21 protein-coding genes are annotated in these 21,804 nt (G+C 66.4%); 4 read left to right on the top strand and 17 right to left on the bottom strand.

Annotation, left to right across the window (positions count from 1 at the left end):
- Positions 1–72: 72 nt before the first annotated feature.
- From ACFO5X_RS25480 to ACFO5X_RS25500, 5 genes are all read right to left on the bottom strand, one after another.
- A complete protein-coding gene (locus tag ACFO5X_RS25480; protein WP_380722979.1) occupies positions 73–1,119 on the bottom strand; it encodes an amidohydrolase family protein in 1,047 nt (348 codons plus the stop codon).
- Positions 1,116–1,994, bottom strand: a complete 879-nt coding sequence (locus ACFO5X_RS25485; protein ID WP_380722981.1) for an acyl-CoA thioesterase — start codon at positions 1,992–1,994, stop codon at positions 1,116–1,118. Before ACFO5X_RS25485 ends, ACFO5X_RS25480 begins: the two co-directional genes overlap by 4 nt.
- On the bottom strand, positions 1,987–3,957 hold the full coding sequence (locus ACFO5X_RS25490) for an acetoacetate--CoA ligase (protein WP_380722983.1): 1,971 nt from the start codon (positions 3,955–3,957) through the stop codon (positions 1,987–1,989). The genes ACFO5X_RS25485 and ACFO5X_RS25490 overlap by 8 nt, the downstream gene beginning before the upstream one ends.
- Positions 3,954–5,195, bottom strand: coding sequence for a serine hydrolase domain-containing protein (locus tag ACFO5X_RS25495; RefSeq protein ID WP_380722986.1), 1,242 nt, complete (start codon positions 5,193–5,195; stop codon positions 3,954–3,956). The genes ACFO5X_RS25490 and ACFO5X_RS25495 overlap by 4 nt, the downstream gene beginning before the upstream one ends.
- 134 nt (positions 5,196–5,329) lie before the next feature.
- Positions 5,330–6,067 (bottom strand): enoyl-CoA hydratase/isomerase family protein, encoded by a 738-nt coding sequence (locus ACFO5X_RS25500; RefSeq protein ID WP_380722988.1) that lies wholly within the window; start codon positions 6,065–6,067, stop codon positions 5,330–5,332.
- A 137-nt stretch (positions 6,068–6,204) separates the two neighbouring features.
- Here ACFO5X_RS25500 and ACFO5X_RS25505 point away from each other — a divergent pair, with 137 nt between their 5' ends.
- The 3 genes from ACFO5X_RS25505 to ACFO5X_RS25515 are packed head-to-tail and all read left to right on the top strand — an operon-like array spanning position 6,205 to position 8,137.
- The gene (locus tag ACFO5X_RS25505) at positions 6,205–6,810 is read left to right on the top strand and encodes a glutathione S-transferase family protein (protein WP_380722990.1); all 606 of its coding nucleotides are present in this window, start codon (positions 6,205–6,207) and stop codon (positions 6,808–6,810) included.
- Entirely contained in the window at positions 6,807–7,541 is a 735-nt protein-coding gene (locus tag ACFO5X_RS25510; protein ID WP_380722992.1) for an SDR family NAD(P)-dependent oxidoreductase, read from the top strand. Before ACFO5X_RS25505 ends, ACFO5X_RS25510 begins: the two co-directional genes overlap by 4 nt.
- A complete protein-coding gene (locus ACFO5X_RS25515; RefSeq protein WP_380722994.1) occupies positions 7,541–8,137 on the top strand; it encodes a 2-hydroxychromene-2-carboxylate isomerase in 597 nt (198 codons plus the stop codon). Before ACFO5X_RS25510 ends, ACFO5X_RS25515 begins: the two co-directional genes overlap by 1 nt.
- A gap of 184 nt (positions 8,138–8,321) precedes the next feature.
- Here ACFO5X_RS25515 and ACFO5X_RS25520 read toward each other — a convergent pair whose 3' ends face one another.
- From ACFO5X_RS25520 to ACFO5X_RS25570, 11 genes are all read right to left on the bottom strand, one after another.
- Positions 8,322–9,026 (bottom strand): ABC transporter ATP-binding protein, encoded by a 705-nt coding sequence (locus ACFO5X_RS25520; protein WP_380723252.1) that lies wholly within the window; start codon positions 9,024–9,026, stop codon positions 8,322–8,324.
- Entirely contained in the window at positions 9,023–9,781 is a 759-nt protein-coding gene (locus ACFO5X_RS25525; RefSeq protein WP_380722996.1) for an ABC transporter ATP-binding protein, read from the bottom strand. The genes ACFO5X_RS25520 and ACFO5X_RS25525 overlap by 4 nt, the downstream gene beginning before the upstream one ends.
- On the bottom strand, positions 9,778–11,070 hold the full coding sequence (locus tag ACFO5X_RS25530; protein ID WP_380722998.1) for a branched-chain amino acid ABC transporter permease: 1,293 nt from the start codon (positions 11,068–11,070) through the stop codon (positions 9,778–9,780). Before ACFO5X_RS25530 ends, ACFO5X_RS25525 begins: the two co-directional genes overlap by 4 nt.
- A complete protein-coding gene (locus ACFO5X_RS25535; RefSeq protein WP_380723000.1) occupies positions 11,067–12,023 on the bottom strand; it encodes a branched-chain amino acid ABC transporter permease in 957 nt (318 codons plus the stop codon). Before ACFO5X_RS25535 ends, ACFO5X_RS25530 begins: the two co-directional genes overlap by 4 nt.
- 103 nt (positions 12,024–12,126) lie before the next feature.
- Positions 12,127–13,371, bottom strand: a complete 1,245-nt coding sequence (locus ACFO5X_RS25540) for a branched-chain amino acid ABC transporter substrate-binding protein (protein WP_380723002.1) — start codon at positions 13,369–13,371, stop codon at positions 12,127–12,129.
- Positions 13,372–13,845: 474 nt separating this feature from the next.
- Complete coding sequence (locus ACFO5X_RS25545) at positions 13,846–14,871, bottom strand: phosphotransferase family protein (RefSeq protein ID WP_380723004.1); 1,026 nt, start codon at positions 14,869–14,871, stop codon at positions 13,846–13,848.
- Between the two features lie 8 nt (positions 14,872–14,879).
- Positions 14,880–15,530 carry a histidine phosphatase family protein gene (locus ACFO5X_RS25550; RefSeq protein ID WP_380723006.1) on the bottom strand — a complete coding sequence of 217 codons (651 nt, stop codon included), beginning with the start codon at positions 15,528–15,530 and terminating at the stop codon, positions 14,880–14,882.
- Positions 15,530–16,726 (bottom strand): acetyl-CoA C-acyltransferase, encoded by a 1,197-nt coding sequence (locus ACFO5X_RS25555; RefSeq protein ID WP_380723008.1) that lies wholly within the window; start codon positions 16,724–16,726, stop codon positions 15,530–15,532. The genes ACFO5X_RS25550 and ACFO5X_RS25555 overlap by 1 nt, the downstream gene beginning before the upstream one ends.
- Positions 16,727–16,754: 28 nt before the next feature.
- On the bottom strand, positions 16,755–17,681 hold the full coding sequence (locus tag ACFO5X_RS25560) for an SDR family NAD(P)-dependent oxidoreductase (protein ID WP_380723010.1): 927 nt from the start codon (positions 17,679–17,681) through the stop codon (positions 16,755–16,757).
- A 30-nt stretch (positions 17,682–17,711) separates the two neighbouring features.
- The gene (locus tag ACFO5X_RS25565) at positions 17,712–18,827 is read right to left on the bottom strand and encodes an acyl-CoA dehydrogenase family protein (protein WP_380723012.1); all 1,116 of its coding nucleotides are present in this window, start codon (positions 18,825–18,827) and stop codon (positions 17,712–17,714) included.
- Positions 18,828–18,831: 4 nt separating this feature from the next.
- On the bottom strand, positions 18,832–20,013 hold the full coding sequence (locus ACFO5X_RS25570; RefSeq protein WP_380723014.1) for an acyl-CoA dehydrogenase family protein: 1,182 nt from the start codon (positions 20,011–20,013) through the stop codon (positions 18,832–18,834).
- Between the two features lie 135 nt (positions 20,014–20,148).
- Here ACFO5X_RS25570 and ACFO5X_RS25575 point away from each other — a divergent pair, with 135 nt between their 5' ends.
- Positions 20,149–21,144 (top strand): NADPH:quinone oxidoreductase family protein, encoded by a 996-nt coding sequence (locus tag ACFO5X_RS25575; protein ID WP_380723016.1) that lies wholly within the window; start codon positions 20,149–20,151, stop codon positions 21,142–21,144.
- Here ACFO5X_RS25575 and ACFO5X_RS25580 read toward each other — a convergent pair.
- A complete protein-coding gene (locus ACFO5X_RS25580; protein WP_380723018.1) occupies positions 21,141–21,797 on the bottom strand; it encodes a histidine phosphatase family protein in 657 nt (218 codons plus the stop codon). The genes ACFO5X_RS25575 and ACFO5X_RS25580 overlap by 4 nt on opposite strands.
- Between the last annotated feature and the right edge of the window lie 7 nt (positions 21,798–21,804).

Below are 21,804 nucleotides of genomic sequence, written 5' to 3' on the forward strand. Positions count from 1 at the left end.
TCCGGCGCCGGGGGGCTGTCTGCCCCCCGGACCCCCCGAGGATATTTTCCGCAAGAGGAAGCTGCAGGGAAGTCAGAGGGAATAGACCCGTCGTGCGGTGCCGGCGAAAAGCGCGTCCTTCTCGGCCTCGGAACAGGTGGCGGACAGCTTCTTGAAGGCATTCCACAGCACCGGATAGCTGACCGAGACCCGATCGACCGGGAAGTTGCTTTCGAACATCGCCCGGTCCGCGCCGAAGAGCCCCAGCATATGGGCATACCACTTGCCCTGCAGCGCCACGATCTCGTCCGAGGTGGCCGGCCGCGCCGCCTGATGAAAGCCCCAGCCGTTGTCGGGCATCAGGAAACCGCCCAGCTTCACATGGACGTTCGGACAGGCGGCGATGGCCTCCATGTCCTTCTGCCAAGCCGGAAAATACGCGTCACGTTTCCCCGCAAAGCGGCCGACACCCAGCGGGCCGCCGAAATGGTCGAGGATCAGCGTGGTTTCGGGCACCGCGCGCGCGAGGTCGAGATAGTCGGCGTTCTGCGGGTGGAAATGCCAGGTGTCGAAGGTCAGGCCCCGCTCGCCAAAGCGTTTCAGGCCGCGGCGAAAGGCCGGATCGGCGTATTGGCCCGCGTCGCCCCGGCCCGGGATCACCAGTTTCTCGGGCTCGATATCGCGCGCGCCGGCAAAGCGGACGCCCTTGACCAGCCCCTGCCCCGCCTCCAGATGCGCGTCGATGGCGGCGTCCAGCAGGTCGGGTGGCAGGCGCGGGTCGATGCTGACCACCATCCCCGCGATCTTCGACTGACCCGGCCCGGCACTCGCCGCCATCTGCGCCACCCGCCGCGTTTCGCCCACCGATTGCAGATGCGCGGGGGCGTCCTTGTCCCAGTAGCTGCGGCATTCCATGAACATGGTCGCAACGACATTGTGCCCCGACCCGGTGTCGCGCCACAGCGCTTCCATCTCGTAGACCGCCGGCGCCTCGGGCGTGCCATGGACCCAGAGGTGGTGATGCGGGTCGATGATCTCGCGCGCGGGGTCGAGGATCTCCTCCTGCACCTGCGCAAGCCAGTCGTCGCGCAGCTCCATCCCCGCGACCCAGCCGGGATAGCGTCCGCCGCTGGCGTTCATCCCCGCTCCTCCCTCGGCTTGAAGCGGCGCACCAGCCCCTCCTGTGCAACCGAGGCGACCAGCTGGCCATCCTCGGTATAGATCGTCCCGCGGTTGAAGCCGCGCCCGCCGCCCGAGAAGGGGCTGTCGAGCGAATAGAGATGCCAGTTCTCGAAGCGGATCGGCGCATGGAACCACATCGCGTGATCGAGGCTGGCGGTGAGCACGCCACCGGTCAGCCAGCTGAGCGCGTGGGGCCGCAGCGACGAGCCCAGCAGCTGCATGTCGCTGGCATAGGCCAGCAGGCAATGCTGCATCATCTCGGACTGGCCACGCGCCGCCTCCATCCGGAACCAGAGGTCGTTGCGGTCGTCCAGCACCTTGGGCGCGAACAGATCCTGCGGCGTCACTTCGCGGATCTCGATCGGGCGCGGGCGCAGGAAATCGGGGCGGTGCTTTTCCTTCAGCTTCTCCGCCAGCGGCGCGCGCAGCTCGGCCTGGGTCGGCAGACCCTCGGGGCCGGGCACGGCAGGCATCGGGTGCTGGTGGCTCCACCCCTCCTCGCCGTCGTGGAAGGAGGCCGAGAGGTTCAGGATCTGCTTGCCATGCTGGATCGCCACCACCCGCCGCGTGGTGAAACTGCCGCCGTCGCGGGCGCGGTCGACCGCATAGACCACCGGGATCTTCGGATCGCCGGGCCGGATGAAATAGGCGTGCAGCGAATGGCAGACTCGGTCCGGCACCGTGCGATAGGCCGCCATCAGCGCCTGGGCAATGACATGGCCGCCGAAGATGCGCATGGTCGTCTCGCCCCCGGCTCCGACGCCGCGGAACAGGTCGACCTCGAGCTGTTCGATGTCGAGAAGGTTCAGAAGTTGTTCTGCAGGATCAGCCAATTGCAGGCCCTTCCTCGCGTTGTCTGGCATAGGCGATGAAGGCGTCGAAGCTGCCCGGGTTCGCCATGCTGTCGCGGTTGACCACCTTCGCCGGATCGCCGCCCAGCAGCAGCTTCTTCACCGGCACCTCCAGCTTCTTGCCCGAGAGCGTGCGCGGCACCTCGGCGATCCCGACGATCTCGTTCGGGATGAACCGGGCAGAGACGGCGGTGCGGATGGCGTCGTTGATCTTCGCCTTCAGCGCCTCGTCCAGCGCCACACCGGGCGCGGGCACCACGAAGAGCGGCATGAAACTGTCGCGGCCCAGGAACTCCAGATCGACCACCAGCGAATCCATCACTTCGTCCAGCCCTTCCACCGCCTGATAGATCTCGGCCGAGCCCATGCGCAGGCCCTTGCGGTTGATCGTGGCATCCGAGCGGCCATAGATGACCGAGCCGCCCTCGGGCGTGATCTCGATCCAGTCGCCATGACGCCAGATACCGGGATAGGTGTCGAAATAGCTATCGTGCAGGCGCTGCCCGTCGTCGTCGCCCCAGAACCGCAGCGGCATCGAGGGCAAGGGTTCGGTGCAGACCAGTTCGCCGACCTGTCCGATCAGCTCCTTGCCGTCTTCGTCGAAGGACCGCACCGCATTGCCGAGAAAGCGGCACTGCATCTCGGCCATGCGCACCGGCATCAGGGGGTTGCCGCCGACAAAGGCGCCGGCCAGATCGGTGCCGCCCGAAATCGGGGCCAGCCAGACATCGGGCTTCACCGCCTCGTAGATCCAGCGGTAGGCGTCCTCGGAGAGCGGCGAGCCGGTGGCGCCGATCGAACGCAGGTGCGACAGATCCACCGCCTCGCCCGGCCGGATCCCGGCCTTGAGACAGGTGGCAAAGAACGCCGCCCCGGCGCCGAGATAGGTCAGCTTGCGGTCGGCCGCAAACCGCCAGAGCGCCAGCAGATCAGGCTGGTTCGGGGCGGAGTCGAACAGAGCGACGGTCCCGCCCCGCGCCAGCGGTGCGAACTGAGAATTCCACATGATCCAGCCCGAGGAGGTCATCCAGCAATAGCTGTCCCGGTCGGTGATGTCCTGATGCAGCGACTGCTTGGCCATCTCGACCGTCACGCCGCCCTGCCCGTGCACGATGGGCTTGGGGTTGCCCGTGGTGCCCGAGGAATAGACGATCCACAGCGGCGCATCGAAGGGCACCCGGACCGGCTGGAACTCCGCCGGCTCGGCGATCATCTCGGACCAATGCACCGCGCCCTTTGGCAGGTCGCCCACCACCGGCAGCCAGACCAGATGCTCCACCGAGGGCAGGCCATCGGTGATCGTCGCCAGCACCTCGCGCCGGTCGATCCGCTTGCCCGCGTGCACATAGCCGTCCTGCGCGATCAGAACCTTGGGTTCGATCTGGCGGAACCGGTCCAGGATGGCGACATGGCCCATGTCGGGCGCGCAGAGCGACCAGATCGCGCCCAGGCTCGCGGTGGCAAGGCAGGCGATGATCGCCACCTCGGTATTGGGCAGGATCGCGACCACCCGGTCGCCCTGCCCCACGCCCATCGCCTTCAGCCGGGCGGCGGTGCTTGCCACCCGGGCGCGCAGCTCGGCCCAGGTCAGCTCCGTGTCGCCGAAGGTTTCCGAATGCACGGTTAGCGCGGTCTTGTCCGGGGTCTGTCCGCCCGCGCGCAGCACCACCTCGGCAAAGTTCAGTGTGACGCCCGGAAACCAGACCGCGCCGGGCATCCTGCGTTCGGCCAGCACGGTGCCGACTTCCCCGGGCGCGCCGATCTCGAAATAGTCCCAGATCGACCGCCAGAAGGCGTCAAGGTCGCTGACGCTCCATTCCCACAGGTCCTGATAGCTGGCGAAGGTCAGCCCGCGCTCGGCCTTCAGCCAGCGCATGTAGGCCGCCATGGTCGATCCCTCGACCCTTTCGGGCGACGGCGTCCAGAGGATCTGCCGCCCGCTCATCCGACCAGCGCCCCATGCACCAGCGCCTTCAGTTCCGCCCGGCAGGGATAGGTGCTGGACGGCGACAGCTGGGTGAAGAAGACCACCGACAGATCCAGCACAGGGTCGATCCAGAACATGGTCGAGGCCATGCCGCCCCAGCTGAAATCGCCGACGCTGCCCGGCACCCGGACGCGGCCGGGGTTGATCACGACCGATCCGCCCAGGCCAAAGCCCATGCCCTCCATCGGCTGTTCGGCGAAGCTCCTCGGCCCCATCGAGGCGATATCGCCCGGCAGATGGTTGCGCATCATGAAGGACAACGTGCGCGGACTGAGGATCCGCGCGTCCCCGGCGCTACCGCCCCGGCGCATCATCTCGACGAACTTCAAGTAGTCGTCGATGGTCCCGACCAGCCCGCCGCCGCCCGACTGGCAGGCGTCGCGCTCGAACGACGACCGTCCCGCCGCATCGGCCAGGCGTAGCGTCTCGCCATCCTCCGACCGCGCGTTCAGCGCGATGGGGTTCCCCGCCAGCGGCGTATAGAGCGAGGCGAAACGGTCGCCGGTCCCCTCGGGCACGACAAAGCCGGTCTCGGCCATCCCCAGCGGCTCGAAGATATGGGACTGGAAGAAGTCGCCCAGCGACTGCCCCGAGGCCACCTCGACCACGCGCCCCAGAATGTCGATGGCCACCGAATATTCCCACCGCGATCCCGGCTGGAAGGCCAGCGGCAAGGCTGCGGTCAGCTCCGCCATCTCGGCCAGCGATGCATTGGCCGCGCGGAAGTCGATCCGCCGCTCTTCCATCAGCTTGCCCAGCGGCCCCGGGTTGAACGCATAGCTCAGCCCCGCCGTATGGGTCAGCAGATGGTGCAGCGTCGGCGCAGGGGCGGGTTCGGTCTGGTCGACCCGCGTGGCGCCCGGCACCAGGGCCTGCATGTCCCGAAAGGCCGGGATGAACTCGCTCACCGGTGCGTCCAGATGGAACAGCCCCAGCTCGGCCAGCATCATGATCGCGACCGAGGTCACCGGCTTGGTCATCGAATAAAGCCGCACCATCGTGTCGCGCTCGAACGGCAGCGCCGCCTCGACGCTGCGCTCGCCGGTGGCGTTGAACCAAACTTCCTCGCCGCCGCGCGCGATCAGCACCGAGCTTCCGGCGAATTTGCGTTCATCGACATAACGGTCCATCCAGGCGTTGATGCGCTCAAGGCGGTGGCGGTCGAAACCCTTGGTTTCGGGGCTGGCGCTGGTCATCTGCGTTCCTTTTCTGTCGTCCTGTCGGTGCGCCGGGGCATCTGGGCGCAGGCCGTTCCGCCCGAGCCTGGCAATGCCGCGGCGCAAAGGTTTTCGTCCAGGGCGCCCTCCGGCGCCACCCGATGTTCCGTCCGTCATGATGCCCCCAACATCCGTTTCATGGCCGGCCGCGTTTCCGCGGTGAACCAATCCCCCTGCGGCGCCTCCAGCGCCGCCCTGATCCGCGCCACCGCCGGTGCGCGGATCTGCCGTTTGACCGAGGCGAAGGTGCCCGGAGGCAGCGCCGCCAGTTCCGCTGCCTTGGCCAGCGCATCGGTCTCCACATCCTCCGAGACCGCATCGACAAAGCCCTGCGCCAGCGCGTCAGCGGCGCGCACCGGCTGGCCGGTCAGCATCAGCCGGCGCAGCACATCCGGGCTCAGCGCGTCGCGCGCGATCTCCATCGGCCCCACCGGGAAATCCGCGCCCACCCGCACCTCGGCCAGACCGAACTGGGCGCGCGGCGCGGCGATGCGCCAGTCGGCCCCCAGCACGAAGAAGAACCCGCCGGCAATCGCCGCACCGTTCAGCGCCGCAACCACCGGTTTGGGGAAGGTGTAAAGCGCCAGGAAATCCTCGTTCAGCGCGCGCACGATCTCGCGCTCGCCCGCGCTGTCGAAGGCCTGCGCCTCCTTGAGGTCGAGCCCGGCCGAGAATACCTTGAACGGGCTCGCCAGGATCACCGCGCGCACGCTGTCGTCGCGCGCCAGTTCCTCCAGCCGCGCGGCGAAACGGTCCAGGAACGCCGCGCTCAGCGCATTCACCGGCGCGCGGTTCAGCACCAGCCGGCTCACGCCCCCACCCAGATCCTCGCAGTCGATCGTCTCGGTCATGGTCCTCTCCCCCCTTCGCGCGGCCTTGACCGAATTGACTTGCGCCAGACCCCGATCATAGGGTCATGCAGACCACGGCACGCAGCGCGAAACTGCCACGCAAGGGTCAGTTGCGAAAGCGAAAAACGGAGACTCCCATGAAACTTTACTTCGCCCCCGACACCCGGGCCGTCCGCATCGCCTGGCTGCTGGAAGAGCTGGGCCTTCCTTACGACCTCCACCGCATGACGCTGGGCGACAAGGCGATGCGCTCGCCCGACTATCTGGCCATCAACCCCATGGGCCGTGTGCCGACGCTGGTCGACGGCGACGTGACACTGTCGGAATCCGGCGCCATCGTGGAGTATCTGCTGGCCCGTCACGGCAACGGCCGGCTGGTGCCCCCCGTCGAAAGCCCCGCCTTCGCCGATTACCTGCAATGGCTGCACTTCGCCGAGGGCATGATCATGCCCCAGATCAACGTGATCATGGTCGAAACCGTCTTCCTGCCGCCCGAGAGGCGCAACGAGGTCAACGTCAAGCGGGCGCTGAAGCTGCTGAACCAGATGCTGGGCGCGGTGAACGCGCATATGGAGGGCCGCGACTATCTGGCCGGCGACTTCTCGGGCGCCGACATCATGTGCGGCCACGCTGTGCTCGTCTCCGAACGGCTGGGCGCCGATCTCTCGGACAAGCCGAACCTGCCGCCCTATATCGCGCGCCTTGCCGCGCGCCCGGCGCTCCAGAAGGCCCGCACGCTGTGAGCGCGCCGGTCGCGCTGGTGGTCGGCGCCGGCGACTACATCGGCGCGGCCATCGCCAGGCGCTTTGCGCGCGGCGGCTACACCCTCTGCCTCGCGCGCCGCAACGGCGACAAGCTCGCCCCGCTGATCGACGAGATCGCGGCCGCCGGCGGCACTGCGCATGGCTACACCATGGACGCCCGGCGCGAGGACAGTACGGCCGAGGTCTTCGCCCGGATCGAGGTCGAGGTCGGCCCGCTTGACGTGGTGATCTTCAACGTCGGCGGCAACGTGCGCTTTCCGGTGGCCGAGACGACCGAGCGCGTCTTCCGCAAGGTCTGGGAAATGGCCTGTTTCGCCGGTTTCCTCACCGGCCGCGAGGCAGCGCGCCACATGGTGCCGCGCGGGCGCGGCTGCATCTTCTTCACCGGCGCCAGCGCCTCGATGCGCGGCAATGCGGGCTATGCGGCCTTCGGCGCGGCCAAGGCGGGCCTGCGCTCCTTCGCGCAGAGCCTCGCCAGGGAAGTCGGCCCCGCCGGCATCCACGTTGCCCATCTGGTGATCGATGCCGGGGTCGACACCGCCTTCGTGCGCGAAAGGATCGCCGCGGCGGGCGGCGATCCCGACGCGATGCCGCCCGACACGCTGATGAACCCCGACTCGGTGGCCGAGGCCTATTGGGCGCTGCACCAGCAGACACGCGACGGCTGGACCTTCGAACTCGACCTGCGCCCCTTTGCGGAGAAATGGTGATGATCGACTTCTACTACGATTTCGGCAGCCCGAACGCCTGCCTCGTCCACCGCGTCCTGCCCGCCCTTGCCGCGCGGCATGGCACCGGAGTTGCGTGGCGACCGGTCCTGCTCGGCGGCGTCTTCAAGGCGACCAACAACCAGAGCCCGATCACCGCCTTCGCCGGGGTGACGGGCAAGAATGCCTATCAGGCGCTGGAAATGCGCCGCTTTATCGAACGCCACGGCCTGCTGTTCCGGATGAACCCGCATTTCCCGGTCAACACGCTTCTGATGATGCGCGGCGCGGTCTTCGCGGCGGGCAAGGACTGGGAGGCGGCCTATATCGACGCGATGTTCGACGCCATGTGGGTCGCGGGCGAAAGGATGGACGACCCGCCCACCGTGATGCGCGTGCTGCAGACCGCCGGTCTGCCGGCGGAGGAGATTGCCGCGGCCACCCAGGAAGCCGGCGTCAAGCAGGGGCTGGTCGCGGCAACCGAGGCGGCGGTCGCGCGTGGCGTCTTCGGCGCGCCGACGATGTTCCTGCGCGACGAGATGTTCTTCGGCAAGGACTCGCTCTCCGATCTCGACTGGCGGCTGGGACAGACCACCTGAGACACCGCGCCGGAAAGCGAGTGGGGGCTCTGCCCCCGTCTCCCTTCGGTCGACTCCCCCGGGATATTTCAGGCAAGAGGAAAAGCAGGCCTGCTGCTTCCTCTTGCCATAAATATCCCCGCCGGAGGCCATCGCACGGAACGCGCGATTTCCGGCGCCGGAGGCGGCGGGGGCCGTAGGCCCGTCAGACCTCCAGCCACTCCTTGCGCACGTCCTCCCGCGCCTTCAGCTCCTGCGGGGTGCCCTCGAAGACCACCTGGCCGTGGCCCATGACATAGACCCGGTGCGCGATGTCGAGCGCGATGGAGAGCTTCTGTTCCACCAGCAGCGTCGCGATGCCCCGCCGGGCGATCTCCTGCAGCAGCGCGGCGACCCGCTGGACCATCTGCGGGCTCAACCCCTCGGTCGGCTCGTCGATCATCACCAGATCCGGGTCGCCCATCAGCGTGCGGCACATGGTCAGCATCTGCTGCTCGCCGCCCGAGAGCACAGAGGCCTCGACATCGGCGCGGTTCTTCAGGTTCTCGAAGAGGTCGAACATGTCCTGCATCGACCAGCGCCCCTGCCCGTCCTTCTGGCGCGGCTTCAGCCCCAGGATCAGGTTCTGCCGGGTGGTCAGCCCCGGAAAGATGTCCCGGTTCTCGGGCACATAGCCGATGCCCAGGTTGGCCACCTCGAAGGCCTTCTTGCCGGCGATCTCGGCCCCCTTGAAGCGGACCGACCCCTGCGGCGGCACCTCGCCCATGATCGCCTTGCAGGTGGTCGAACGCCCCACCCCGTTGCGGCCCAGAAGGGCGACGATCTCGCCCTCGTTGATGGTGATGTTGACGCCCTGCAGGATATGCGACTTGCCATAATAGGCGTGGAGATCGGTGACTTCGAGCATCAGTGTTCGGCCTCCAGCGCCGCGCCAAGATAGGCTTCCTGAACCTTCGGGTCGCCGCGCACCTGTTCGGGCCGCCCGGTGGCGATGACCTCGCCATAGACCAGCACCGAAATCGTGTCTGCCAGGCCAAAGACCACGCCCATGTCGTGTTCCACCATCACCAGCGTCTTGTTCTCGGTCACCTTGCGGATCAGGTCGACGATATAGTCGGTTTCCGAATGGCTCATGCCGGCCGTCGGCTCGTCCAGCATGATCACATCGGCGCCGCCCGCGATGGTGATGCCGATCTCGAGTGCGCGCTGCTCGGCGTAGGAGAGCACGCCCGCCGGCAGATCCCGCCGTGCGGTCAGGTTGATCTGCTCCAGGATGCGGTCCGCTCCCTCGGTCAGATCGCGCGAGCGGCTGACCATGTTCCAGAACGAATACCTGTAGCCCTGGCTCCACAAGAGCGAACAGCGGACATTCTCGAAGACGCTCATCTTCGGGAAGATATTGGTGATCTGGAACGACCGCGACAGGCCCATCCGGTTGATCTCGTAGGGGGCAAGCCCGGCCAGATCCTGTCCGTGCAACCGGACCGAGCCGCTGGTCGGCGCGAACCGCCCGGTGATCAGGTTGAACAGCGTCGACTTGCCGGCGCCGTTCGGGCCGATCACCGCATGGCGCTCGCCCCTGGCGATCTTCAGGTCGACGCCGCGGATGATCTCGGTGCGCCTGAAGCTCTTGCGCAGGCCGGACAGTTCAAGAGCGGGGGTCATGCGGGCCTCCTGTCGGGGGTATTGGCGCGGTGCCAGGCGCTGCGCAGATCGGGGGCGGTCATCCGCGCGATCCAGAAACCGCCTGCCGCGGCGATCAGCGCCAGCGCCCAGGGCAGGACGGAATGCGTGTCGAAGACCGTCCAGAACAGCGTGATCTCGGTATCGCCCTCGACCGCGTGGCGGACGTGGAAGACCAGTTCGAGCAGGGCGGACAGCCCCAGAAGGCCGATGCCGGCCGGGATCACGGTCTTGATATAGGGCACGATCAGCGTGTGCAGCTTGCCCAGCTTCCAGGCCGGGACATGCATCATCAGCACCCCCGCCAGGCCGCCCGGGAAGAACATCACCGTCGCCACGAAGAGCGCGCCGACATAGAGCTGCCAGATCTCGGTCTGCAGGCTCAGCACCGACTGCAGAAGGGTAAAGACAATCGCCCCGATGATTGGCCCGAAGAAGAAGCCGACCCCACCCAGGAAGGTGATCAGCAGGATCGCCCCCGACTGGGTCAGCGACAGGTTCTCGCCGGTCACGATCTCGTAGTTGATCGCGAAAAGCCCGCCTGCGATTCCGGCGAAGAAGCCCGAGGCGCAGAAGGAATAGAACCGCACCCAGCGCGCCGAATAGCCGAGGAATTCGGCCCGTTCGGGGTTGTCGCGCACGGCATTGGCCATGCGCCCCACCGGCGTGCGCGAGAAGAGATACATCAGGATGGTCGACAGGATCGTCCAGAAGGCCAGCACGTAATAGACCTCGATCTGCTTCAGGAACTCGATCCCGAAGACCGGCAGGCCGTAGGTGCGGTCGCCGCTCACCCCTTCCTCGCCGCCGAAGAAGACGACGATGATCACCGAACAGGCCGCGATCAGCTCGCCGATGCCCAGCGAGATCATCGCGAAGACCGTGCCGGCCTTGCGGGTCGAGAACGAGCCGATGATCGTCGCCAGCCCCAGCCCGAACAGCCCGCCGAAGATCGGCAGCACCGGCAGGGGCAGCGGCAGGTTGTTCTGCTCCACCATGTTCATGATGTGCATGCACATGAACCCGCCCACGCCCATATAGACGGCGTGGCCAAAGCTCAGCATGCCGCCCTGCCCCAGCAGCATGTTATAGGCCAGGGCGAAGACGATCAGGATCATCATCTGGTTCATGATGGTCAGCGCGCTGTTGGACTGGAACACGAAGGGCATCACCAGCAGGAAGGCGATCCCGAGGATCCAGGGCAGAAGCTGCGGCAGCGCCAGCCGCGGGGCCTGGGTGACGGTTGCGGTCTTGTGAGCGGTATCGGTCATGCGTCACGCTTCCCGAACAGGCCATAGGGGCGGAACACGAGGATCAGCACCATCAGAATATAGGGCAGGATCGGTCCGATCTGCGGCAGAGTGAGGGTCCAGAGATCGCGCAGGGCGCTTTCGCTCAGGTCTTCCGGGCGCTCCATGCCGAAGAAGGTCAGGATCGAGGCGAATTCGAAGTTGTACGAGGCCGCGAAGGTGGTCAGCCAGCCGATCAGCAGCGAGGCGACCAGCGCCCCCCAGAGCGATCCCAGCCCGCCGATCACGATGGTCACGAAGACGATCGAGCCCAGCACGAAGGCCATGCCCGGGAAGGTGCCCAGCACCGGCCCGGCGATCACCCCGGCCACCCCGGCCAGCGCGGTCCCCACGCCGAAGACGCCCATGAAGACCAGCGGCACATTGTGCCCCAGCGCCTCGACCGTGCGCGGATAGCTAAGCGCCGCCTGGATGATCAGGCCAACCCGGGTGCGCGTGATCACGTAAAGCAGCGCCAGGAAGATCGCGATCGAGATGAACAGCATGAAGACCTTGTAGGCCGGCACCGCACTGTTCCCGACCGAGAACAGGGCGAAGTTCAGAATCTCGGGTTCCTCGAAGGGGACGATGTTCTTGCCCCAGAAGAACTGCACAATCTCCTCGATCAGCAGCGCCAGGCCAAAGGTGAAGATCAGCTCGGGCACATGGCCATACTGGTGCACCCGGCGCAGGCCGTATCGCTCGACCAGCGCACCCAGCACGCCGACGATCAGCGGCGCGACGATGAGGCCCGGCCAGAAGCCGAAATACAGGCTGATCTGATATCCGAAATAGGCGCCCAGCATGTAGAAGCTGGCATGCGCGAAGTTCAGGACACCCATCATCGAAAAGATCAGGGTCAACCCGCTCGACAGCAGGAAGAGCAGCAGCCCCGTCACCAGCCCGTCGATGAGATTGATAACAACCAGGTCCATCGGCCACCACTCCTTGGTCGAATGTCAGGTTATGTAAATGCTTGAGGGACGCAGACCCATGCGCCCGTGGCGCATGGGCTGTCGTCTCGGGAGGACGCCGTGGTTACGGGCGTTCCATCTTGCAGGTGGTCGCGCTGTCCATGCCAGCCATCGAGACCGTGGACTCGACGACCACGCCAAAGCCCGACCCGTCATAGTCGAAGGTCACGCCGTCGTTGGTGTGCTTGGCGATATGCATGTCCTGAATGACCTGGTGGTCTTCCGGACGCATGTACAGCTTGGTGCCCCAGATGCTTTCGTATTCCAGGCCTTCCAGCGCCTTGCCCACGGCGACTACGTCGGTTGCGGTGCCGGCCTTCTCCATCGCGGCGGCCAGCATGCCGATCACGTTGTAGATTCGGGTCTGGTCGACGTTGCCATCGGGATACTTGGCCTTGTAGGCCTTGTAATAGGTCTCGGCTTCGGGGGTCGGCGGCGGGTTGACCTGGCCTTCGGTCACCAGACGGATCACGTCCTTGCCGGACTCGCCGAAGGCCGCGGTGATGCCGCTGCCGGCCGCGTAGTAGGTGAACAGCGGACCGGTATAGCCATTGGCCACCAGCGCCTTGCCCAGGCCCAGCATGTCGGCGCCCCAGTTGCCGGTGATGACCGCATCGGCGCCCGATGCCGTGATCTTGCGCGCATAGGGGGTGAAGTCCTTGACCTTGCCGATCGGGTGCAGCTCGTCCCCGACGATCTCGATGTCCGGGCGCTTCTCCTTCAGCATCGAGTTCGCGGCGGCGGCCACGGCCTTGCCAAAGGAATAGTCCTGACCGATCAGATAGACCTTCTTGATGCTCTCGTCCTTTGCGATCACATCGGTCAGCACGTCCATCTTGATGTCGGCGTTGGCGTCGAACCGGAAGTGCCAGAAGTTGCAGTCATCGTTGGTCAGCGCCGGATCGACCGCGGAATAGTTCAGGAACAGGACGCGGTTGTCGGGATTGCGCTTGTTGTGCTTCTCGATCGCGTCGGTCAGCGCATGGGCCACGCCCGAGCTGTTTCCCTGCGCGATATACTTGTAGCCTTGGTCGATGGCGACCTGCAGCTGGATCAGCGAATCCTGCGGGCTGGCCTTGTTGTCGAAGCCGTCGACCTTGAAGGTGGTGCCATTCAGGATGCCGCCCTTTTCGTTCACGACCTGATCGGCCGCAAACTGATACTGATGCAGACCATTCGAGCCGGTGGATGCAAAGGGCCCCGAGATCGGATCGATGAAGGCGATCTTGACTTCTTCGGCGCAAAGCGCGGTAGCGCTGACCGACAGGCCAAGCGCAAAGGCGACGCCGAAGCGTGTTTTGTTGAACATATTTTCTCCTCCCAAAACGGTAGCCCGGCGTGCTTTTTCCACGATTACTCAGGCTTGGGCCGAGCCTTGCACATCAGCCACCAATGTCAAGCGTCGCGAGACCCCGGTATACCGATTGCCGACGACAGAGTTCGGGGCGGACGGACAGCGAGAGCCAGCCGGGGGTCGTCGAGCCTGTCCATAAGGCTTCCCATTAGCCTGCGTGAAGATTAAAAACGATCCATAGACCTATGTATTCAAATGCTCTTTTCTAGAAAAATTGTCACGGAAGAGCGTCGCTCAACGCGATAGCAAGGCGCGGCACGAGCCGTCGGTTCGTGCCGCAAGACACTCTTCGCACCCCGATGAAAAGCTTCTGGATGCGGCCTTCTGGCCGCCCGGAAAGCTGCCTTCCGAAGGCACCTTTGCCTCCGGCGAGTTTCCGCACAGCAAAATGGGTTTCCGCGCTTCTCGCTGATTCTGCCGGGGCGGCCCTTATCGCCCCAGCGCATCCAGCCCGTGCTGGGCGAAGACCGGCACATAGGCCCCGATCTTCAGCGCGCGCTCGGGGTTCGAGGCATTGCCATCCAGCGCCCGCTTCAGCACGCCCTGGATGATCCCGGCCATGCGGAAAAAGCAGAAGGCGGTGTAGAACCCGAAGTTGTCGATCCCCGGCAGCCCCCGGCGCGCGCAATAGGCGGCGATGAACTCCTCGTCCGTCGGCAGCCCCTGCGCCGCCCGGTCGACGCCGGCCAGACCGCGGCCATCGTTGCCGCTCGGCATCTGCCACTGCATGATGACCGAGGCGAGGTCCGCATAGGGATGCCCGATGGTGGACAGCTCCCAGTCTAGGACCGCAAGGCAATCGGTCCCCTCTTTCGCGAAGATCATGTTGTCGATGCGGTAATCCCCATGCACCAGCGTGCGCTGGCCGTCGTCGGGCGGCATGCGCTCCACCAGCTCCTGCATCAGCTGATCCATCGCCGGGATCGTCTCGGTTTCCGAGGCGCGATACTGCTTCGACCAGCGGCCCACCTGCCGCTCGAAGTAGTTGCCCGGCGGGCCGTAATCCGACAGCCCCACCGCGTCGATATCGACCATATGCAGCTCGGCCAGCACCCGGTTCATCTCGTCCATGACCTTGCCCCGGTCTTCGCGCGGCAGCTCGTCCAGCGTCGGCAGGCGCAGGTTCCGCCCGTCCACATGCTCCATGATGTAGAAGGCCGACCCGATCACCGAGTCGTCCTCGCACAGCAGATACATCTTCGCCACCGGCACCTTGCTGCCCGCCAGCGCGCTCTGCACCCGAAACTCGCGGTCGACCGCATGGGCCGATTTCAGCAGCACTCCCGGCGGCTTGCGGCGCAGCACGTAATTCCGCCCGGGCGTCTTCAGCAGGAAGGTCGGATTGGACTGCCCCACATCGAACTTCACCGCCTCGATGGGCCCTTCGAACCCCGGCAGGTTCTGCGTCAGATAGGCGCCCACCGCAGCGGTATCGAGCGTTTGCGTATCAGCCATGCGGCACCTCAGCTGTAGGTCAGCAGCCCGGCGCGCTCTTGCGGCGCCAGATGCGGGGTTGCGTTGAATTCACTGACGAAAAACCGCGATCCGGAAAACACGAACCGGGTCATCGAGGTATTCTTGATCTGGAGGTTCAGCTCCATCATCATCGGTTTCGGCGCCTGCAGGGCGGTCGCGACCAGCTGGCCGATCACCCCGCCCGAGGACACCACCAGGACGCGGCGCGCGGTCGTATCGGTGGCAAAAGCCATCGCCGCAGCGATCCGGCCCGAGAAATCGGCCCAGCTTTCCTTCGCGCCGACGCAGCCGCCCTCCTGCCAGTCGAGAAGGGTCTCGCGCAGGGTGCGGAAATGGGTCTTGCGCTCGCCCTTCACCGCAGGCGGCACATCCCCGTTGAAGCGCACATTCAACAGGTCGTGAAAGTCGTATTCGTTGAAGCCCGGATGCTCTTCCGGCGCGGCGTCGAACCCCATCGAGCGCAGCGTTTCCTTCTGCCGCTCCAGCGTTCCGGTCACCAGCCGGTCGGGCACCCAGCCCGCATCGCGCAGCGCCTGCCCGGCGAGGCGGGACTGTTCGTGCCCCACCTCGGAGAGCTTGTCATAGTTGTCCGCCCCGAAGGAGGCCTGACCGTGACGGACAACCAGAAGTTCAGCCATCAGAGAACTTCGAACAGCCCGGCCGCGCCCATGCCGCCGCCCACGCACATGGTGCAGACGACATATTTGGCGCCGCGCCGCTTGCCTTCGATCAGCGCGTGACCGACCATGCGCGCGCCCGACATGCCATAGGGGTGCCCGATCGAGATCGCGCCGCCGTCCACGTTCAGCAGCTCGTCGGGAATGCCCAGCTTGTCTCGGGAATACAGCACCTGGCAGGCAAAGGCCTCGTTCAGCTCCCACAGGCCGATGTCGTCCATCGTCAGCCCGTGCGCCTTCAGCAGCTTCGGCACCGCATAGACCGGGCCAATGCCCATCTCGTCGGGCTCGCAGCCCGCCGCCATCACGCCGACATAGCGACCCAGCGGTTGCAGGCCCTTCTTCTCGGCCACCTTCGCCTCCATCAGCACGGCCGCCGAGGCGCCGTCGGACAGCTGGCTGGCATTGCCGGCGGTGATGTATTTGCCTTCCTTCACCACCTGGCCGCCCTTGAACACCGGCTGCAGGCCCGCAAGGCTCTCGGCCGAGGTGCCGGGGCGGTTGCCCTCGTCCTTGGACAGCGTAACCTCATGCTCGCTGATCGCGCCGGTGGCCTTGTCCTGCATCTTCATGATCGTGGTCATCGCCACGATCTCGTCGTCGAACCGCCCGGCCTGCTGGGCCTGATGCGTGCGCTCCTGGCTCTGCGCCGCATAGGCGTCCTGTGCCTCGCGGCTGACGCCATAGCGTTCGGCCACGATCTCGGCGGTCTCCAGCATCGACATGTACAGCGCCGGCTTGTTCTGCTTGATCCAGAGATCGCCCGCGGTGCGCATCTCGGGCGTCTGCACCAGCGAAATGCTTTCGACACCGCCGCCGATGGCGACATCCATCCCGTCCATCACCACCTGCTTGGCCGCGGTGGCAATCGCCATCATGCCGCTGGCGCACTGGCGGTCCAGCGACATGCCGCCCACGCTCACCGGCAGGCCCGCGCGGATCGCCGCCTGACGGCCGATGTTGCCGCCCGAGAATCCCTGCTGCAGCGCCGCGCCCAGGATCACGTCCTGCACCTCAGCGCCCTCGATTCCGGCACGCGCTATGGCATTGGTGATCGCGTGGGCCGCCAGCGCCTGCGGCGTGGTGGCGTTGAAGGCGCCACGATAGGCCTTGCCAATCGGGGTCCGGGCGGTGGAAACGATAACTGCGTCGCGCATCTGTCTGGTATCCTTCTCGAAAAGGGCTTCAGCCCCAGTTCAGTTTCATCCCCTGCGCCTCGGCGGCGTTGCGGGCATATTTCTGCGTTTGGGCGAAGGCCTGCGTCAATTCCTCCTGGCCTTCGGTATCGGAGATCGTGGCAAAGGCGGCGGCCACCCCCTCGGGGGACAAATCATCGCCGGTGAGCGTGGTGCCCGGGGTTTCATAAACCTTCGTCACCGCGAAGGCCCCGGCCCCCGCGCCCAGGATCACCCGGCTGGGCGCGTCCTCGGAGACGAGATACAGCAGCCCCGGCGTGATCGTCTCGGGCGCCAGCAGCGCCAGCGCATCCTCGGGCATCAGGCTTTCGGTCATCCGCGTCGCGGCGGTCGGAGCCAGCGTGTTGACGCGGATGTTGTCCTTGGCGCCCTCGATGTGCAGCACGTTCATCAGCCCCATCATCGCCGCCTTGGCCGCGCCATAGTTGGCCTGCCCGAAGTTGCCGTAAAGGCCCGAGGACGAAGAGGTCAGCACCACGCGCCCATACTGCTGTTCGCGCATCAGCGGCCAGCAGGCATGGGTCACGGTGGCGCTGCCGATCAGGTGCACGTCCACCACCTTTCGGAAATCGGCCATCGTCATCTTGGCAAAGGACTTGTCGCGCAGGATGCCGGCGTTGTTCACCACGATATCGACGCGGCCCCATGCGTCCTTGGCGCGGGCGACCATGTCGGCCACCTGCTCCTCGTTCGCCACATCCGCGCCATGCGCCATCGCCTCGCCCCCGGCGGCGCGGATCTCCTCGACCACCCGCTGAGCGGCGCTGTCACTGGCGCCCGAGCCGTCGACCGAGGCCCCCAGGTCGTTCACCACCACCTTCGCGCCCCGCGCGGCCAGTCCCAGCGCATGGCTGCGGCCCAGCCCGGCACCGGCCCCGGTGACAATGGCGACACGGTTGTCGAAACGAATGGTCATGGTTCAGCTGTCCCTTGCAAGCTCTTGATTTCAGAAGCCGCGCAGGCGGGCGACCTGTTCGGCATGATAGCCGTAATCGCCCAGCCATTCGGCCCCGACACGGGCGCGCTTCATGAAGAATCCCATGTCGAATGCGTCGGTCATACCAATCCCACCATGCATCTGCACCCCCTCGATGACCGCATGTTTCGCCGTCTCGGTGGCGCGCGCCTTGGCAAGGCTCACAGCCAGCGTGGCATTTGCCGGATCCGCATCCAGCTGACGCCCGGCATGCAGGATGGCCGAGGCGGTCACTTCGGTCTGGCACCAGAGGTCCGCCGCCCGGTGCTGCAAGGCCTGGAACTGGCCGATCAGCATCCCGAACTGCCTGCGCTCCTTCAGGTATCCGACAGTCATCCCGAAGGCCCCCGCTGCCAGTCCGCTCAGCTCCGCCGCCAGCGCCGCCTGCCCCGCCTCCAGCGCAGGTTTCAGCACTGCCATCGCGCCATCGACCTGGCCCAGCACATCCTCGCCCGTCGCCTCGACCGCGTCAAAGGTCACGCGCGCGGCGTCCCGGCTGTCGATCATCGCGCGCGCCTCGCGGGTGATACCGGCCCGCTCGCCCGGCAGATCGAACAGCGTCAGCCCGTCCCCGGTGCGCGCCAGCACCAGCAGGCGGTCGGCAAAGCCGCCGTCCACCACGAAGGTCTTGCGCCCCGACAGGCGAAACCCGTTGCCTTCGCGCCGCGCCTCCATCTGCGTGGCCTCGGGCGCGAACTTCGGCCCCTCGTCAATGGCCAGCGCATAGGTCGCCTCGCCGCTCGCAATTGCCGCCAGCGCCTCCGCCGCCCGTTTGTCCGACACCTGCCGCAGCGCCGTTGCCGCGATCACCGCCGAGGAGAGGAAGGGCGAGGCGACCAGCGTCTTGCCCATCTCGCCCGCGAGCAACCCGGCGGCGGCATGGCCCATGTCGGCCCCGCCCGCGCTCTCGGGCACCAGGATCCCGGCCCAGCCCATGCCGGCCATCTCTTTCCACAGACCCGCGTCATGCGTCCTGCCGGCATCGCGCAGATCGCGCAGGTGCTTCACCGGGGCGGCGTCATCCAGAAAGGCGCGCGCCGAATCCGCGAGCATCCGCTCTTCTTCGTTCAGAACCAGTTTTGCCATCGTCTTACCCCGGAAGTCCCAGCACGCGGCGCGAGACGATGCCCAGCATCACCTCCGACGTGCCGCCCTCGATGGAATTGGCCTTGGTGCGCAGCCAGTCGGCGGGGCGCGTCCCGTGCGGGCCGTCCCACTCCAGCGCGTCCGACCCGCCAGCCGCCATCATCAGCTCGTGCCGGTCCTTGTTCAGCTCGGTCCCGACGTATTTCAGCATGGCCGAGGCATCGCCGACCCCCTGCCCGCTTTCGGCCATGTCCTTGTAGCGTTCCAGCGTCAGCCCGATCGCCAGCGCGTCCACCTCGGCCTTGACCGCCGCCGCGCGCAAGCTGGCATCGGTCAGCCCGCCGGCTTCCTCGCTCAGCACCGCCCCCAGCGACCGCGCCCCGCTGCCGGTGGCCGAAATCATCGTGCGTTCATGCGTCAGCAGATATTTCGCCACGTCCCAGCCCCGGTTCACGGTGCCGACCACGCTCGAAATCCCCGGCGCGTGTTCCTTCGGCACCTCGACGTTGTCGAAGAACGTCTCGCAGAAGGGCGAGGCGCCGGAGATCAGCTTGATTGGCCGCGTGGTGACACCGGACGATGTCATGTCGAGCAGCAGGAAGGTGATCCCCAGGTGCTTCTTCGCCTCCCGGTCGGTGCGCACCAGCGCAAAGATCCAGTCGGCCTGATCGGCGTAAGAGGTCCAGATTTTCTGCCCGTTGACCAGCCAGTGATCGCCCTTGTCCTCGCAGCGGGTCTGCACGCTGGCCAGATCGCTGCCCGCGCCCGGTTCGGAATAGCCCTGGCACCAGCGGATCTCGCCCCGGCTGATGGGCGGCAGGAAATGCGCCTTCTGCTCGGGCGTGCCAAAGTGCAGCAGCGCCGGCCCCAGCATCCAGATGCCAAAGCTCTGCAGGGGCGAGCGCGCGTGGATCCGCGCCATTTCCTCGTGAAAGACCTTCTCCTGTTCGCGGCTGTATCCTGCGCCGCCGTATTCCTTCGGCCAGGTCGGCACCGTCAGACCGCGTGTGACGCAACGTTCCAGCCACAGCTTCTGGTCTTCGCTCTCGAAAACCCAGCGCTTTCCGCCCCAGCAGATGCTAGTCTCGGGGCCATCGGCGTCACGCATCGATTCCGGGCAGTTCGCCTCGAGCCAGTCGCGCAGCTCTGCGCGAAATCCGGCCAGGTCGTCGGTCTCCGGCGTCATGTCTCCCCCCATGAACTTACTTTCCGCATCGCAGAATTGCATTTCGATTTCCGATTGACAACCGGCTTTTGCGACGACCAGATTGGCCCCTGTTCCGCCGCGCGCCAGCGCGCGCCGACATTTGGGAGAGATCACATGAAAGCCTTGCTCAGCACCGCCCCGGGCGGTCCCGAGACCCTGCAACTCACCGAGATGGAGGCGCCGAACCCAGGCCCCGGTCAGGTTCTGCTGCGCGTCCATGCCACCGGGGCCAACTTCCCCGACACGCTGATCATCCGCGACCTCTACCAGTTCAAGCCGCCCCGCCCCTTCGCCCCGGGCGGCGAGATGGCCGGCGAGGTGCAGGCGCTGGGCGAAGGCGTCACCAACGTCAAGGTCGGCGACCGCGTGGTCGCACTCACCGGGCACGGCGGCTATGCGACCCACGCGCTGGCCGAGGCCAAGCGCCTGGTGCCGATCCCCGACGACATGCCCTACGAGGACGCCGCCTGCTTTTTCTTCACCTACGGTACCTCGCACCACGCCCTGAAGGACCGCGCGCATCTCAAGGCGGGCGAGACGCTGCTGATCCTCGGCGCTGCCGGCGGTGTCGGTGTCGCCGCCATCGAGCTTGGCAAGGCCGCCGGCGCGCGCGTCATCGCCGCGGTGTCGTCACAGGACAAGGCGGATTTCTGCAAGGCCGCCGGCGCGGATGAAACGCTGATCTACCCGCGCGAGATGGATCGCGCCGCGCAAAAGACCTTCTCGGCCCAGATCAAGGAGATCGCAGGCCCGGATGGCGTGAATGTCGTCTATGACGCGGTCGGCGGCAATTATGCCGAACCGGCGGTGCGCTCGCTGGCCTGGGAAGGCCGGTTCCTCGTCGTCGGCTTCCCGGCCGGCATCCCCTCGATCCCGCTGAACCTGACGCTGCTCAAGGGTTGCCAGATCGTCGGCGTCTTCTGGGGCGACTCGACCCGGCGCGATCCCAAGGGCCATGCCGAGAACGTCGCGGAACTGCTTGACATGTATGCCAAAGGCAAGATCAAGCCGCAGATCTCGGCCCGCTTTCCTCTGGACCGCGCCGCCGAGGCGCTGGAGATGCTCCAGGACCGCAAGGTCCTGGGCAAGGTCGTGATCACGATGGACTAGACCAGATGCGCGCAGTCGTTGAAGCTCTTCGCCCACATGGTCTCGCCCCGGATCACGATCCGGGTGATCGAACCGTTCTCGGCGCCGTTGAAATGGAACGCCTGCGCGCCGCTGGCAATCGCCATTGCGGCCCCGATCACGCCGCCATGCACCACCACCGCGACCCGCTGGTCGGCATGGCGCGCGGCGATGTTCAGAAGCCCCCGGCGCACCCGCTCGTGCAGCGCCGCCGTCGTCTCGCCATTGGGGATATGGCCCCATTCCTGCTCGGCCAGCGCGCGCTTGATCTCCGGCGCACCCTCGTCCGACTTGATCCGGTACATCCCGTCGTCCCAGTCGCCCAGCCGCACCTCGCGCAGGTCGGCCTCGACAATCGGCGTCAGCCCCAGATGGGCCGCCAGCGGCGCGGCTGTCTGATGCGTCCGGCGCAGCGTCGTCACGTAGATCGCTGCCAGCGGCTCATGGCGCAGCCGCTCGCCCACCCTGACCGCCTGTTCCTCGCCCTCGGGATGCAGCGCCGGATCGCCATGCCCGTCCACAAGCGGAAAGCGGTAATCATGCCGCGCGGCCTCGGTGCGGCCATGCCGGATCAAGAGCAGATCGGCCGCCCCGTCCGGCGGGGCATATTTCTTCTGATGGTATTCACGGGTCATGCGCGGT

This window comes from Seohaeicola nanhaiensis, assembly GCF_042654245.1.
Lineage (GTDB): Bacteria > Pseudomonadota > Alphaproteobacteria > Rhodobacterales > Rhodobacteraceae > Seohaeicola_A > Seohaeicola_A nanhaiensis.